Below are 13,410 nucleotides of genomic sequence, written 5' to 3'. Positions count from 1 at the left end.
CCAGCGTGTCACCGTTGCCGGCGGCATCGGCAGAGCACTGCGGACGCTGCCGTCGGAGCCGCATCATGGCACGCGGGCCCCATTTCGCGTGGCCACTCGCCCGCTCCGGCCGGCGATCCGCCTCCGTCGGGCCCGCACCGGGTGCGCAGGCCCGACGGACCGTGCCTCAGGCGGGCGCGGTGCGGCACGCCGGGTGGCCCCAGCCGTTCGGGTTCTTGGCGATCATCTCCTGTGCCGCGTAAGGCTTTCCGCAGTGGCAGCGGCCCGCGAACTTGGCCCGGATGGTTCCGCCGGAGCGTGCGGAGCGCGCCGCGCCCCCTGCCTTCTTCGCCGGGGCACTCTTGCCCCGCCCCTCGGCAGCCCGGGCCGGAGCGGGCGTCGGCAGCTGCGAGCCGTGCGCGGTACCGGCCGGCCGCTGCGCCACAGCTGCTTCGCTGGCCGCCTGGTCGGCGAGGGCGTTGAGCGGATCTCCGTCCACCTGGTGGGCGGGCACATAGACGAAGTCCACGGTCCGGCCGGTCAGCAGGGCGTCGATGCGGGACACCAGGTCACGGTTGGCCACCGGCTTTCCGGCCGAGGTCTTCCACCCGTTGCGCTTCCATCCCGGCAGCCACTTCGTCACCGCGTTCATCGCGTACTGCGAATCCATCCGCACTTCGATCGCCACGGACGGATCCGTGGACTCCAACAGCTCCTGCAGCGCCGTGAGTTCGGCAACATTGTTGGTGGCGGTCCCCAGCGGACCCGCTTCCCAGCGCTCCGGTCGCCCCTGCGCATCGGCCACGACCCACGCCCAGGCCGCAGGCCCCGGATTACCCTTCGATGCCCCGTCACACGCGGCGATGATGCTCTCGTTCATGCCCTCGATCATGCCAGCGCCACACCACCCCTACGGCACACCGTCACGCTGAGTGACGATTCGAGGTGCGGTGAACCGGCGACGCTGGTTCTCTGATGGAGCAAGCTCTTCCCAACCGCACAAGGAGCGATGATGAGCGTTGCACGTGAATCCGGTGACCGTGCGCAGCAGCTGCGCGAGAAGGCCCGGCACATGACCGAGGCCGCTGAGCGCACCACCGACCCTGAGCAGCGCCGGCGGCTCCAGGAGAAGGCCCAGAAGCTGCAGGAGCAGATTGACCAGCAGGGCAACATCGGCAGCGAGAAGATCCGCCCGCCGAAGTAGTACCTGCGTCACGTAGTACCTGTGTCACGCAGTACCTGCCTCAGAAAACGGCCGACGTCTTGCTGCCCTTCCATGAGTGAGCGGCAAGCCGTCGGCCGCCCGGCCCCCGACACCCCGGCACATCGCCAACGCAGCGATCGGTTCGGGTCGGCCGTGAGAAGTACACGATTCTGCTCACCCTGCGTCACGACACATCCGCCTCCGACCACTTCCGTAGGACGCCGCGGCAGTCGATCACGGCGATTCCCTCCCACCGGAGAACTTCACGGGCCTCGGACGACGTCATGTCAGGAACGCGTGGCCCGTCCTCCGTACGCGCCGGGCCTGCCGGATCGATCACCCGCGGCTGAGCACCGCCCGCGCCGGGATGCACCGCCCACACATTGAGGCATCACTCAGAACCAGCTGCGCGAGCGCTTCGGGGTCAGTTCCACCACCGCCGTTCGGGCACTCAACGACCTTGTCGCGGAAGGGTTGTTCGTACGACGCCGAGGACTGGGTACCTTTGTCGCCGATCCTTCGGACCGGACCGCGGAACCTGCCTCGGCCCACAGATCCGGTGTGATCGCCTGCATCATCAGCGGCCAGGGGCCGTACCAGTCCCCCAGTTCACCGCGCTGCGCTCGTACACGGCACTGTCCGAGGACGACCGCAAGCAGTTGCTGTCCGGTCTCCTCGCGGCACCCGAGCCACCGACCGCCCTGTTGTGTGCGCACGGTTTCGCCGTCGCCACCGCCGCCATCGCGGAGCGCACGGCGCACCCAGAAGATCTCGTGGAACACGACCAACCCGTTCCCGCACCATTCCTTCCTGTGGGAAGGGCTGGACGGCACGCGCGTCTTCACGCACTTCCCGCCTGTGGACACCTATGTGGCGGAGCTGTCCGGCGAGGAGCTCGCGCACGCCGAGAAGAACTTCCGGGACAAGGGGCACGCCACACGTTCACTCGTCCCGTTCGGCTGGGGGGACGGAGGTGGTGGGCCCACCCGCGAGATGCTGGCGCGCGCCGGCCGTCTCCCGGATCTGGAGGGCTCGCCCCGGGTGACGATCGAGAAGCCCGCGGACTTCTTCGCCGCCGCCGAGGCCGAGTACGACCGGCCACCGGTGTGGCTGGGTGAGCTGTACCTGGAGCTGCACCGCGGTACGTACACCTCGCAGGCACGGACCAAGCAGGGCAACCGGCGCAGCGAGCATCTGCTGCGGGAGGCGGAGCTGTGGGCGGCCACCGCGGCGGTGCGGACCGGATTTCCTTATCCCTACGAGAAGTTGGACCGGATCTGGAAGAGCGTGCTGCTGCATCAGTTCCACGACATCCTGCCGGGTTCGTCCATTGCCTGGGTTCACCGTGAGGCGGAGGCGACGTACGCCCGGATCGCCGGAGAGCTCGAAGCGGTGATCGAGGCGGCGCAGCGGGCCCTGGCCGGTGCTGCGGACGGCGCGGGCACCGTCGTCTTCAGCTCCGCTCCGCACGGCCGGGCCGGCGTCACGGCCGGTGGCGCGGCGCTCGCGTCGGAGCAGCGGGAACGGCCTGTGGAGGCCGAGGCGTTGGACGGCGGCTTCCGGCTCGACAACGGACTGCTCCGGGTGACCGTGGACGCGCGGGGCCTGGTGGTCTCGGTCGTCGATCTGGTGGCCGGGCGCGAGACGGTCGCCCCGGGCTGTGCGGCGAATCTGCTCCAGGTCCACCCGGATCTGCCGAACCGTTGGGACGCCTGGGACGTCGATGCCTTCTACCGCAATACGGTGACCGATCTGACCGAGGCCGACGTGGTGCGCCGCAGCGGTGACGGCGTCGAGGTGGTGCGCACCTTCGGCTCGTCCCGCGTCACCCAGCTGCTGACGCTGCGGCCGGGGGCCCGGCGCCTGGACATCGACACCGAGGTCGACTGGCATGAGCAGGAGAAGTTCCTCAAGGCGGCGTTCCCGATCGATGTGCGTGCCGATCACTCCACGGCGGAGACCCAGTTCGGGCACGTCCAGCGGCCGACGCACACCAACACGACCTGGGAGGCGGCGAAGTTCGAGATCTGCGCCCACCGCTTCCTGCATGTCGGTGAGCCGGGCTGGGGCGTGGCGCTGATCAACGATTCGACGTACGGGCACGATGTGACCCGTACGGTCCGCGAGGACGGCTCCACCACGACCACGCTGCGGTTGTCGCTGCTGCGGGCGCCCCGCTATCCCGACCCGGCGGCCGACCAGGGCGTGCACCGGTTGCGGTACGCGCTGCTGCCGGGGGCGACGATCGGTGACGCGGTGCGTGAGGGCTGGCAGTTCAGCCTCCCGGAGCGGCGTGTGCCGGGGAGTGCCGCGGTGGCCCCGCTGGTCGCGGTCGATGACGACGCGGTGGTCGTGACCGCGGTGAAGCTCGCCGACGACGGCGGCGGGGATGTGGTGGTCCGGCTCCACGAGGCCCACGGCGGCCGGGTCTCTGCCCGTCTGACGGCGGGGTTCGCACTGGCCGGGGCAAGTGTCACGGACCTGCTGGAGCGTCCGCTCGCCGAGGAGTCCACCGAGGTGGCGGGCGATTCGGTGCGGTTGCGGCTGCGGCCGTTCCAGATCGTGACGCTGCGGCTCACACCGAACGAAGACGTGTGAGGCGTACGGGGTGGATGCGCACCGCTGCGGGCCCGCCCCGTACCCTCTTTTCCATGAACGCTGGGGGGCCTGTGCGCCGAGTGATCGACGGCCGTTTCGAGCTGGTGAACCGGCTCGGCAGCGGCGGTATGGGCATGGTGTGGCGAGCCCATGACCTGGCTCTGCATCGCGATGTGGCGCTCAAGGAAGTACGGCCTCCGGACCCCGCGCTCGCCGAGAACGATCCGGAGGGGCCCGGCTGCTGCGGGCGCGGGTGCTGCGCGAGGCCCGTGCGCTGGCCCGGCTCGACCACCCTGGCGTCGTCACGGTCCACCACATCGTGGACGGCGGCGAGCATGCGTACCCGTGGATAGTGATGGAGCTGGTGCCCGGCGCCTCGCTCGCGGAACGCCTCGCCGAGGGCACCCTCACCCCCGTCGAGGCCGCCGAGCTCGGCCGCGGAGTGCTGTCCGCGCTGCGCGCCGCCCACGCCGCCGGTATCCATCATCGCGACGTGAAACCGGCCAACGTACTACTGCGGGCCGACGGGAGTCCGGTGCTCACGGACTTCGGCATCGCCGCTATCCGTGAGTCCACGAGCCTGACGGCGACCGGCTCCATCATCGGCTCCCCCGACTACATGGCGCCCGAGCGGATTCGCGGCGAGGAGGGCGATCCGTCGTCGGACCTGTGGTCGCTCGGCATGATGCTGTACGTCGCTGTGGAGGGGCGGCATCCGCTGCGCAAGGCCACCACGCTGGCGACGCTGGCGGCCGTGCTGGACGAGGAGATACCGCCGCCCCGGCAGGCCGGTCCGCTGACTCCCGTACTGAACGCGCTGCTGACCCGGGACACGGCCGCGAGGCCCGGGGCCGAGGAACTGGACCGGATGCTGGCGTCGGTGGGCGCGCCATCGAGTGAGCCGGTCGGGGCGCCTCGGCAGAGCCCCGCGGCTCCGCGGGATGCGGTGCAGCGGCGCCCCGAGCCGGACACGCGGCAGGATGCGGTGCCGCCCGGCCACGAGCCCGCCGACCGGACCGCGGTTCTGCCCACGGCCCGCGTCCGTCGACCGGCCGGGGCGCCCGAGGCCGGTGGCCACGCCCGCGCCGCGCCCGCGCGTCCCGAGCCCGCGACGCTGGGGACGCACGAGATCCGCCGCCGGGTCCGGCGGTGCCGCGCCGTCGCGACAACCACCGCCCTCGCGGGGACCGCCCTGACCGGTGTCCTGGTGTGGTCACTGCTGCCCGCCCCGGACACGAACGCTTCCGGCAGCGCGCCGTCCGTTTCGGACCGCACCTCCAGCAGCCCGTCGGCCACCGGGACAAAGAAGGCGGAGGAGCCGGAGACGGCGAACGAGGCGAAGAGCAAGGATCTGCTGACGCCGGCCGGGGCACGGTCCGTCATCGCCGCGCTCAAGCCGGTGATGGGCGGCAGCCGGGTCACCTCGTTCTCGCTGTACGAGGAGCACGCGCGCGTCGAGGCCCCGGTCAAGAACAACAAGGGCCTGTACGACGTCTACGCGTACCGGGACGGCGAGGCCACCCGCGAACGGGCGGGTGGCACCCTCATGCCGGGTGCCAAGTCCGTGGACCTGGAAAAGTTCGACTGGGACGCCCTCCCGGGGCTGATGCGCCGGGCGGACAAGGAGCTCGGAGTCACCGAGCCCACCAGCCACTACATGGACATCGATCCGGCGTCCCCGTTCGAGGACTACCGGCCGACCCTCAGCGTCTATGTCTCGGACGAGTACGGCGGCGCCTATCTGCGGGCCGACATCAACGGCAAGGTGCTCAAGAAGTACCCGCGCAACGGCTGAACCGGGCGCGGGTCAGCCGAGCAGCCGCACCGGCACCAGCAGCACGGCCGCGAGGGCCACGCCCATCACCAGCGTCGGGAAACCGGCCGGAAACCCGCCGACACGCTCCTTGACCTCGGCCGGCGGGGAGACGCTGTTCGCGCGGGCCAGCCATTCGCGCGGCGGGTTGCTGGGGATGACGACCCGCCAGGGCTGCTCGGGGTCGTACTCGACGACGGCCCTGGACCGGTGCAGCAGGCCCTGCAGGTCGAGGGGGTGAATGACCTGGACCCGGTACGCGGGGAGCTCGTCGGGCATCACGGTCAGGTCGAAGGCGAACACGGACTCCACCGACCGCCCGTCGAGGACCGGCCGGCCGGTCTTCTTGTCGACGGTCTTCACCCCGTTGACCACGGCGGGCGCAAAGGCCCGCGGCCCGCCGGAGCGCAGCCCCGACATCGCGATGTTCGTCCGCAACGGCTCGGCCACATCACCGAGAATCGTCAGGACCAGGGCCGTCGCGGGGATGCCGGTCAGCAGCAGCCAGCGGGGCCGTCCATGGCGCCCTGGGCCAGCGCGGCGAAGGAGAGTCCGATACAGAGGGCGGCGACCAGCCTGAGCGAGGAGAAGAGCCTGCGCAGGGACGATATCGATCGGTTCATGAGAGGCGCAGCAGCTTTCGGTGGGGAACCGCGACCCGGGTGAGAGCGGGGTCGTCGGGGCGGTCGGCGTCGTACACAGCGAGGACGTCACGCCGGAGGGCGACGCGTTCCACGACAGCCGGGACCTCGTGGCGCACCCCGGCCGTGTCGTCGAAGACCACGGTGACCTCGCCGTACTTGCGGCCCACCGGCCGCCACCCCTCAAGCACCGCATCGGCCGTGGTGTAGCGGCGGGAGAGCCTGCGCAGCCCCGCGGTGCGACGCAGGCTCAGTGATCCCCGCCACTCGGCCGGACCGCACCAGGGCTCAGTCGGCCCTTTCCAGCGCCTTCGGTACCCAGCGGAGTTGAGCGGCCTCCTGGAACATGGCTCCGCCCTCGTGTCCGTTGAACGGGTAGACCTCGATCTCCTTCTCGCCGCGGTATGCGTTGTGGGCGGCGAAAACCGTGGACGGCGGGCAGGTCTGGTCCATCAGGGCGACGGAGAAGAGCGCGGGGGCGCTGCCCCGGGCGGCGAACGACACCCCGTCGAAGTACGACAGGGTGCGCAGGACGGTCTCCTCCTTGCCGCGGTGCATCTTGAGATAGCAGGCTATCTCCGAGTACGCCGACGGCCCGGCTGGTCCCGCTCGCCGACGGGGTACGGATCGAAGTCGTCCTCTTCGAGAGCGCGACCCCGGTCGAGCTGGCCTGGGCGGCGTTGGGCGACACGTTCGCGGCGGGGACCCTCTCCCTCGTGCGGTCCGGTACTGGGCAGGGTGGGAAGCCGGCCCCGGATCCCGAGGTGGATGTCGTCGGCGACTGTGCCGAGGTGTGCTGGACGACCCCGCAGGGGCGCCGGATCACGGTGCGCGGCGGCCGGTCGGTCGTGTCCCGCGAGGAGCACGCCGCGCTGCACTCCGCGACGGTGGACGGCGCGGCACCGCCGTCGCCCCGCCTGTCGGAGATCCGGCTGGTGTCGTAGACACCCAGGAGCTCCGCCTCGGCCCGGGGCCGGAGCGGAGCTCCCTCGGCAGGAGCCGGCGAGATCACCGCGCTCCACGCCGCACCGCGCGCCGACCCCTCTTCCAGGTCGGCCACACCTTCCGTCATGCATGACCCGGCACGAGAACTCGGCCGCGGAACGCCCGGATCGAGGAGGTGGTCGCCAAGCGGGTGCAGGCGGTGCTGGTCGGCACGGCCGAGCCCAAGGACGCCCTGCGGGAGGCCGGCCAGGCGGTCGCCGACCTGATCAAGCGCTGATTCCCGCGCGGTTCGGACGCGTCGGCGGCTCAGTGGAGAGGGGCGCCGGCGTGGGCGAGGCAGCCGAGTCCGGTGGACACCTGGTCCGCGTATTCGATGACCTTGCCCGCCGGCGTCTCCTGACGCGTCCCCAGATCCATCGCCGAAAGCGAACCGGAGACGGAGATCGAAGCGACGGTCCGCCCCGAGCGATCCCTGACGGGCACGGCCAGACCGGCCCGGCCGAAGGCCGGCTCCTCCACCTCGGTGGCGTATCCACGGGTCCGTACCTCGTCCAGCGAGCGGAGCAGCGCATCGACGGTGGTCAGGGCTGCGGCGTGTACGCCGGTACTGCGGGTCCATCAGCGCGCATTGGTGACGCGGCGCTTGCGGGCCGCCGCCACCAGGCCCGCGCCTGTCAGGACGGTCACGCCCGCGAATCCGCCGATGCAGGCCAGGACCACGGTGCTGGTACCCGTCGGGGCCATGAGCGACTTCGCGGGTGTCCGGTCTCCGGCGGCCTGCCGGATGAGATCGGCTACGACATCGGGGTGCGACATCATCGCGACATGGGAGGAGTCGACCTCGACGGTGTGCGACTTGGCGCGCTTGGCCTCGAAGCGTTCGAGATCCGGGGCGATGGCCTTGTCCCGGGTGGCCACCAGCGCCCAGGACGGAATGGTCTTCCAGGCCGCCGCAGCCGCCGTGTCCATGAACGCGGCTCCGTTGATGGGGCGTTGAGTGGCAGCCATCACGGTTGTGGTGCCCGAAGGCACGTCCGCCGCGAAGACGTCGTGGAACCTGTCGGGCCGGATGTACAGATCGACCCCCTCCTTTCCGTCGGTCTCCGGGAACGGCACCTGCTTCAGAGCCGCATTCAGTTCACTTCCCGCGAACTTCGCCGACAGATCCGACAGCCTCTCCCCCTTGTCCGGCATGAGCGCGGACACGAACACCAGTGACTTCACCTGCGGGTTCCCCGCGGCGGCATTGCTGATCACCGCACCGCCGTAGGAATGCCCGGCCAGCACGATCGGGCCCCTGATGCTCTTCAGCACGCCGGCTATGTACGCGGAGTCGCCGGCGAGCCCGCGCAGCGGATTGGCCGGGGCCATGACCGCGTACCCGTCACGCTGCAGGCGTTCCACCACACCGTTCCAGCCCGAGGCATCGGCGAACGCGCCGTGTACCACCACCACCGTGGGCTTGGTGCCGGCCGGATCGGCACCGCCATCGGCTGCGGCAGGTCCGGCGGCCGCAGCAAGGGCGGCCGCGGTGAGCGCCACGGCGACGGTCTGCGCGCGCCGCCCGCGTATCCACGTCCGCGGGGCGAGGAAGGTTGAGACGGTCATACTGTTCTCTCTTCGTCGAGGAGCGGTTGGTGGGCTCAGCGTTGCCAGGCCCGGCCCGGACGGCGCGACGCGCGAAGCAAGGGAGTGAAAACGGGCGACCGTCCGAGTGAGCAATGGGCAACACGGAGTGACGGGGTCGTGCCGTGCCGATCAGCCGTACGGGGAGCGGAGACGGACCGGGTGAGGTATCCCGGAAGCATGGCTTCCCGGCGGTTCCTGCAGTCGTTCCGAAAAACCCGACGGCGCAGGAACGCTCTCGTGGCGATGCCGTTCGCGCTGATCGCCGTCGTCACGGTGGTTGACGTCACCTCGCCGCCGGATGTGCACCTCGGCCCGTTCCTGGTGGCGGCTCCTGCGGTGGCCGCCTCTTTCACCGGGCCGCGCATGACCGCTTTCGTCGGTGCGGTCGCCGTGCTGGCCCAATCCCTGGTGGCCATCGCGCGTACCAGCATCAACGACCTCAATCACACCTACCAGATCATCGCGCTCATTCTCATCTCTGCCTTCGTCACCTTCTTCGCCCATCTCAGAGAACGCAACGAGCAGGCGGTGTCCCAGCTCCGTTCGGTGGCCGAGGCGGCCCAGCAAGTAGTGCTGCGGCCGCTGCCCAGGCGCAGTGGCCCCCTGCGCATCGCCTCGGTCTATCTGGCCGCGGAGGCGGAGGCGCAGATCGGGGGCGACCTGTACGCGGCAGCCCGCACCACCGACGGAACCCGCCTGATCATCGGCGATGTTCGCGGTAAGGGACTGTCCGCGATCGGCGAGGCAGCCAGCGTCCTGGGTGCCTTCCACGCTCTTTCCCGCCAGGAGTCGCAGCTGCCCGATCTGGTGGCGCATCTGGAGGCGAGCATCGCACTGGATGAGAACCACACCGTTCACGAAGGCGTGGACGACGACCGGGACCTCGCGGAGTCCTTTGTCACCGCGGCCGTTCTCGACATCCCCGATGCCTCCACCGAGCTCCACCTGGTCAGCTGCGGTCATCCACCGCCGCTGCTGCTGCGCGCGGGAGAGGCGATCCCGCTCAAAGTACGAGCGCCCGCCCCGCCGCTCGGTCTGACGCACCTGCTGGTCACCGATCACACGGCGGAGACGTTCGCCTTCGGCGTCGGCGACACCCTGCTTCTGTACACGGACGGTGTCATCGAGTCCCGGGACCGGTCAGGGGTCTTCTATCCGCTCCCGGAACGGGCCGCATCGCGGTGCCGCCAGGGCCCGGACTCCCTGCTGGAATCTCTGTGTGCCGACCTTGTCCGCCACGCCGGCGGCTGCCTGGGCGACGATGCGGCGCTGGTCGCCGTCGAACGGCTTCCGGCCTCCGGGTGACGCCGTCCGCCCGCAGGGTTTCAGGCCCGGCTGCCTCGCAGCCGGCGCGATACGGCGCGCAGCCAGGGATGGCGTTCGTGGAGTTGCGCCGCGCGCCGGTCGAGCTCCTTGCCCAGGCGTTCCGTGCGCTTGTCGATGTCGAGTTCGTCCAGAATCCGGTCGACCTCGGCGAGCAGGGCTCCGTGCAACTGCCAGTCTCTGGGATGTTCCTGAACGTCTTCGAGGAGCAGGTTCGCCACCCGGTCCCTGGTCGCACGGCTGACGGCGAGTGCGCGGGCGAGCCGGTCCTCGGCCTCCTCGGCGTTCTCCGCGACAGGAGTGGTGATCAACTCCGAGAAGCTCTCGATGGCACCGGCCATCTGCCCGAACAGCTCCGTCAGGGATTCGGCCACGTCGGCGGGGAACAGCGTCTCCTCGGTGCGGGCCTTGGCCAGGTCGGTCAGGGTGCGTGACAGCACCCGCAGCACCACCGCGCAAATCTCCAGGGTGTCGAGACCTGTACGCAGAACGACCCGGTAGAGCAGCCCTTGCCGGACGCGCGGGTTGAGGGTGAGGCCTTCCTCCGCCTGTCGCAGCGAGGCGTCGACCTCCACGATGTCATGGTCCAGCCGGCGGGCCTGGTAAAGGCGGTCGGCCGCCCGCTGGACCGGGATGTGACCGCTCACGTCCTCCCCCATCCTGCGGAACATGTGTCCCATCGCGCGGGCCAGACTGTCGATGGAGGCACCCGCGGACTGCACCCACACGGGTGGTGCGAAGAGCAGGTTGAACAGCAGTCCCACGCCCGCACCGATCAGTGTCTCCAGCACGCGGTCCCAGGCTGTGGAGGCGACCTGCGAGACGCCCAGTACGAGCATCGCGCTGATCGCCACCTCGGGTACGAACTCATCGACCCGCACCAGCCGTCCGATGATCAGCGAGGCGAAGATCGTCAGTCCGAGGCTCCACCAGTTGAGCCCCACCAGGGAACTGAGCGCACTGGCGATGAGCACCCCGACGATGACGGAGTTCACCCGGCGGATCCCCGTGGTGAGGGTCGCGTAGAGAGTGACCTGTACGACGAGGAGCGCGGTGAGCGGTGCCGTGAGCGGTGCCGGATACGGAAGGGTCCACACCGCCACGACGTAGGCGATGACGGCAGCTGCCGTGGAACGCAGGGTCTGCGCTCCGACGGGCTCGGTCGTACGCCGGACGAGCTTGATCACGGGTTCGGATACTCGTGCCATCTCTTTCCCATGCCCGCCGGTACGCCGCCACAGCGCCTCGGCGCACCGAACCCCACCGTACGGACGTGCCGATGGGCGGAACTGCGGACGTCGTGGCTCAGGAGTGCGGTTCGAGGGCTCCGATCAGTTCCCTGCCCGTGGCGGTGGCCCGCATCTCGTCGGACAGGCACTCGGCCCGCGCCCGGTGCGAGGGTTTCTTGAGAACCAGTTCGACGGCCGACCGGATATGGGAAACATCGTCGGGGCCGAGCACAGTCGACTCGTCCGCCGGCCGCACGGCCGGGGTGACAGCGGTCCCCGCGCCCGCCTCGGCCACCAGCCGGGCGTTCACGGGCTGGTTGGCCGCCCCCTGCCCACAGGCGCACTTTCCGCCTGATTCCAGCGCTTGCCGGGGTAGTACGCCGCCGTCAGGCCGGACGGTCGTCGCTCCTGTGCCGGTCCTGCACCTTGATCCGGTACAGCCACAGCAGTACGGCCACGACCAGAACGGCAAGTGCCACTCCCAGTTCGGTGTAGCCGCCGTATCCGGTGATGGAGAAGCCGGTCGCACCCACCACCAGCACCACGGTGAGGAATCCGGCCAGCGTCCAGGCCAGCGGTACGAAGAACCGGGGCAGCCGGATGGGCCGCAGGGCGTCGGGACGGTCCTTGCGCAACAGCGCGAAGCCGGAGACGGCCAGCACATGGGTGAGGATGTATCCCAGGTTGCCGGTGACGATGATGGCCAGCGGGGTCTGAAGCACCGTCAGCACGAATACGTTCAGCACCAGGGCCACCAACAGTGCCCGGGCCGGCACCCCGCGCTTGTTCAGCACCCCCACCTGCTTGATGGTGAGCCCCGCCTTGCCCATCTCGTACAGCACCCGGGAGCCGTCGGCGAGACCGGTGATCATGATGAGCAGCAGCGAGGCGATGAGGAAGACCACCATGAGGTCGGAGGCGCCGCCCACCAGGTCCTGGAAGGCGCCGACGAAGAAGGTGGTGGGTTCCTCGCCGATGGCCTTCTCACCGACGTACCCCGACAGGGTCAGCGGCAGCAGGATGAAGACGCCGAGGGAGAACAGCACACCGGCGCGCAGGGCCCGGGTGGTGTCGCGCACCGTGTCCTTGTACTCGGGGGCGAAGGTCGCGCACACCTCCACACCGAATGACGTCCACGCCATGACGTACAGCCACACCAGCGCCTCGCGCAACCCCGCGGCGCCGTGCAGGTTCCAGTGCAGGCCCTGCGCGCTCCAGTCACCGGAGAACAGCGGCAGGACAATGAAGACGGCGAGCGGCACCAGCAGCGCACCGCCGGTGACGTAGACGACCCACATGGCGACATGGAGGCCGATCATCGCGGCGCCGAACAGCAGCAGCATCACGAGAAGTCCCACCGCTATGGGGAAGTCCACTTTCACCGGCCCGAACTCCACGCTCCAGTCCTGGCCGGGGAACCACTGGGCCTGGACGAAGGAGCCGATGAGCCCGGAGTAGACGGCGAGGGCCGTCGTCCAGGGGAACCAGTAGCCGATGCTCGCGATCGGGCCCACCACGGGAGCCCGCTTCTTCCAGCCCTCGGTCGCGTAGTGCGCGATCCCGCCGGAGGAGTCGGGGAACATCGCGGCCAGTTCGGTGTAGATCCAGTTGGTCGCGGTGGCCAGCACCATCGAGGCTGCCCACAGGGCGATCGCACCCCAGGCGCCGAGGCCGCCGATGGAGGCGCCGAGCGAGGCGATGAGTGCCGCCGGCATGGTCAGCGACATCGCGAATCCGTCGAACCAGCTCATCTTCTTCGGCAGTGCCGGGGCGGACGCACCCGCCGCTCCCGAGGAGTCCGAAGGGTCCGGTGAGGGTGGGGCTGGGGTCTTTGGCTGGGATGACATGGGCTTCCCCTCAGGGTGGGCTCAGACAGGAGAGTCGTTGGGGCCTGGTTATAGATGAAGCGAAAAACACCTGTCAATACTCATGAACAAGCAGTGATCGACTTTGCATTTTGCTGATTCAGCAGTCTTGACAGTTCCTGATTGCTCAGCGAGTCTCCAGTCATCGCTTCGCACCCGACCCGGGCCGGCGCGGCCCAGAGCC

12 protein-coding genes and 4 pseudogenes are annotated in these 13,410 nt (G+C 69.9%); 6 read left to right on the top strand and 10 right to left on the bottom strand.

Translation table 11 applies throughout. The annotated features are described in order from the left end of the window. Window positions 1-166 precede the first annotated feature (166 nt). Window positions 167-859 (bottom strand): ribonuclease H, encoded by a 693-nt coding sequence (locus NRF20_RS39915; protein ID WP_398631727.1) that lies wholly within the window; start codon window positions 857-859, stop codon window positions 167-169. A 132-nt stretch (window positions 860-991) separates the two neighbouring features. Here NRF20_RS39915 and NRF20_RS39910 point away from each other — a divergent pair, with 132 nt between their 5' ends. The 4 genes and pseudogenes from NRF20_RS39910 to NRF20_RS39895 all read left to right on the top strand — a co-directional run bounded on the left by NRF20_RS39910 (window position 992) and on the right by NRF20_RS39895 (window position 5,576). Next, window positions 992-1,183: a DUF6381 family protein gene (locus tag NRF20_RS39910; protein WP_266364432.1), complete on the top strand. Its 192-nt coding sequence runs from the start codon at window positions 992-994 to the stop codon at window positions 1,181-1,183. 390 nt (window positions 1,184-1,573) lie between these two features. Continuing rightward, a pseudogene (locus NRF20_RS39905) lies at window positions 1,574-1,681 on the top strand (GntR family transcriptional regulator); the annotation flags it as partial. Between the two features lie 261 nt (window positions 1,682-1,942). Beyond that, window positions 1,943-3,781 (top strand): annotated as a pseudogene (locus tag NRF20_RS39900) (alpha-mannosidase); the annotation flags it as partial. 53 nt (window positions 3,782-3,834) lie between these two features. Continuing rightward, window positions 3,835-5,576 (top strand): annotated as a pseudogene (locus NRF20_RS39895) (protein kinase domain-containing protein). A 12-nt stretch (window positions 5,577-5,588) separates the two neighbouring features. Here NRF20_RS39895 and NRF20_RS39890 read toward each other — a convergent pair. From NRF20_RS39890 to NRF20_RS39875, 4 genes and pseudogenes are all read right to left on the bottom strand, one after another. Beyond that, a complete protein-coding gene (locus NRF20_RS39890; protein WP_413754146.1) occupies window positions 5,589-6,044 on the bottom strand; it encodes a hypothetical protein in 456 nt (151 codons plus the stop codon). Between the two features lie 44 nt (window positions 6,045-6,088). Continuing rightward, window positions 6,089-6,217 (bottom strand): hypothetical protein, encoded by a 129-nt coding sequence (locus NRF20_RS39885; protein ID WP_398631723.1) that lies wholly within the window; start codon window positions 6,215-6,217, stop codon window positions 6,089-6,091. Then, window positions 6,214-6,405 (bottom strand): hypothetical protein, encoded by a 192-nt coding sequence (locus tag NRF20_RS39880; RefSeq protein ID WP_398631722.1) that lies wholly within the window; start codon window positions 6,403-6,405, stop codon window positions 6,214-6,216. Before NRF20_RS39880 ends, NRF20_RS39885 begins: the two co-directional genes overlap by 4 nt. Before the next feature lie 118 nt (window positions 6,406-6,523). Continuing rightward, window positions 6,524-6,820 (bottom strand): annotated as a pseudogene (locus NRF20_RS39875) (acetylxylan esterase); the annotation flags it as partial. A 131-nt stretch (window positions 6,821-6,951) separates the two neighbouring features. Here NRF20_RS39875 and NRF20_RS39870 point away from each other — a divergent pair. Further along, a complete protein-coding gene (locus NRF20_RS39870; protein ID WP_413754145.1) occupies window positions 6,952-7,179 on the top strand; it encodes a hypothetical protein in 228 nt (75 codons plus the stop codon). Window positions 7,180-7,486: 307 nt separating this feature from the next. On the opposite strand, the gene NRF20_RS39865 is transcribed toward NRF20_RS39870, so the two are convergent. Both NRF20_RS39865 and NRF20_RS39860 read right to left on the bottom strand, forming a co-directional pair. After that, on the bottom strand, window positions 7,487-7,735 hold the full coding sequence (locus tag NRF20_RS39865; RefSeq protein WP_413754662.1) for an IclR family transcriptional regulator C-terminal domain-containing protein: 249 nt from the start codon (window positions 7,733-7,735) through the stop codon (window positions 7,487-7,489). Window positions 7,736-7,798: 63 nt separating this feature from the next. Next, window positions 7,799-8,788 (bottom strand): alpha/beta fold hydrolase, encoded by a 990-nt coding sequence (locus NRF20_RS39860; RefSeq protein ID WP_398631719.1) that lies wholly within the window; start codon window positions 8,786-8,788, stop codon window positions 7,799-7,801. 264 nt (window positions 8,789-9,052) lie between these two features. On the opposite strand from NRF20_RS39860, the gene NRF20_RS39855 reads away from it, so the two are divergent. Further along, the gene (locus NRF20_RS39855) at window positions 9,053-10,114 is read left to right on the top strand and encodes a PP2C family protein-serine/threonine phosphatase (RefSeq protein WP_413754661.1); all 1,062 of its coding nucleotides are present in this window, start codon (window positions 9,053-9,055) and stop codon (window positions 10,112-10,114) included. Window positions 10,115-10,134: 20 nt separating this feature from the next. Here NRF20_RS39855 and NRF20_RS39850 read toward each other — a convergent pair whose 3' ends face one another. The 3 genes from NRF20_RS39850 to NRF20_RS39840 form a co-directional block, all read right to left on the bottom strand. Further along, window positions 10,135-11,340, bottom strand: coding sequence for an aromatic acid exporter family protein (locus tag NRF20_RS39850; RefSeq protein ID WP_398631718.1), 1,206 nt, complete (start codon window positions 11,338-11,340; stop codon window positions 10,135-10,137). Between the two features lie 97 nt (window positions 11,341-11,437). Continuing rightward, window positions 11,438-11,671 carry a hypothetical protein gene (locus tag NRF20_RS39845; protein WP_413754144.1) on the bottom strand — a complete coding sequence of 78 codons (234 nt, stop codon included), beginning with the start codon at window positions 11,669-11,671 and terminating at the stop codon, window positions 11,438-11,440. 76 nt (window positions 11,672-11,747) lie between these two features. Beyond that, window positions 11,748-13,208: an APC family permease gene (locus NRF20_RS39840; protein WP_413754143.1), complete on the bottom strand. Its 1,461-nt coding sequence runs from the start codon at window positions 13,206-13,208 to the stop codon at window positions 11,748-11,750. Window positions 13,209-13,410 lie beyond the last annotated feature (202 nt).

Source organism: Streptomyces sp. R-74717, assembly GCF_047305335.1.
In the GTDB taxonomy this organism is placed as follows: domain Bacteria; phylum Actinomycetota; class Actinomycetes; order Streptomycetales; family Streptomycetaceae; genus Streptomyces; species Streptomyces atratus.
This window is presented reverse-complemented; position numbering and strand designations above follow the sequence as displayed.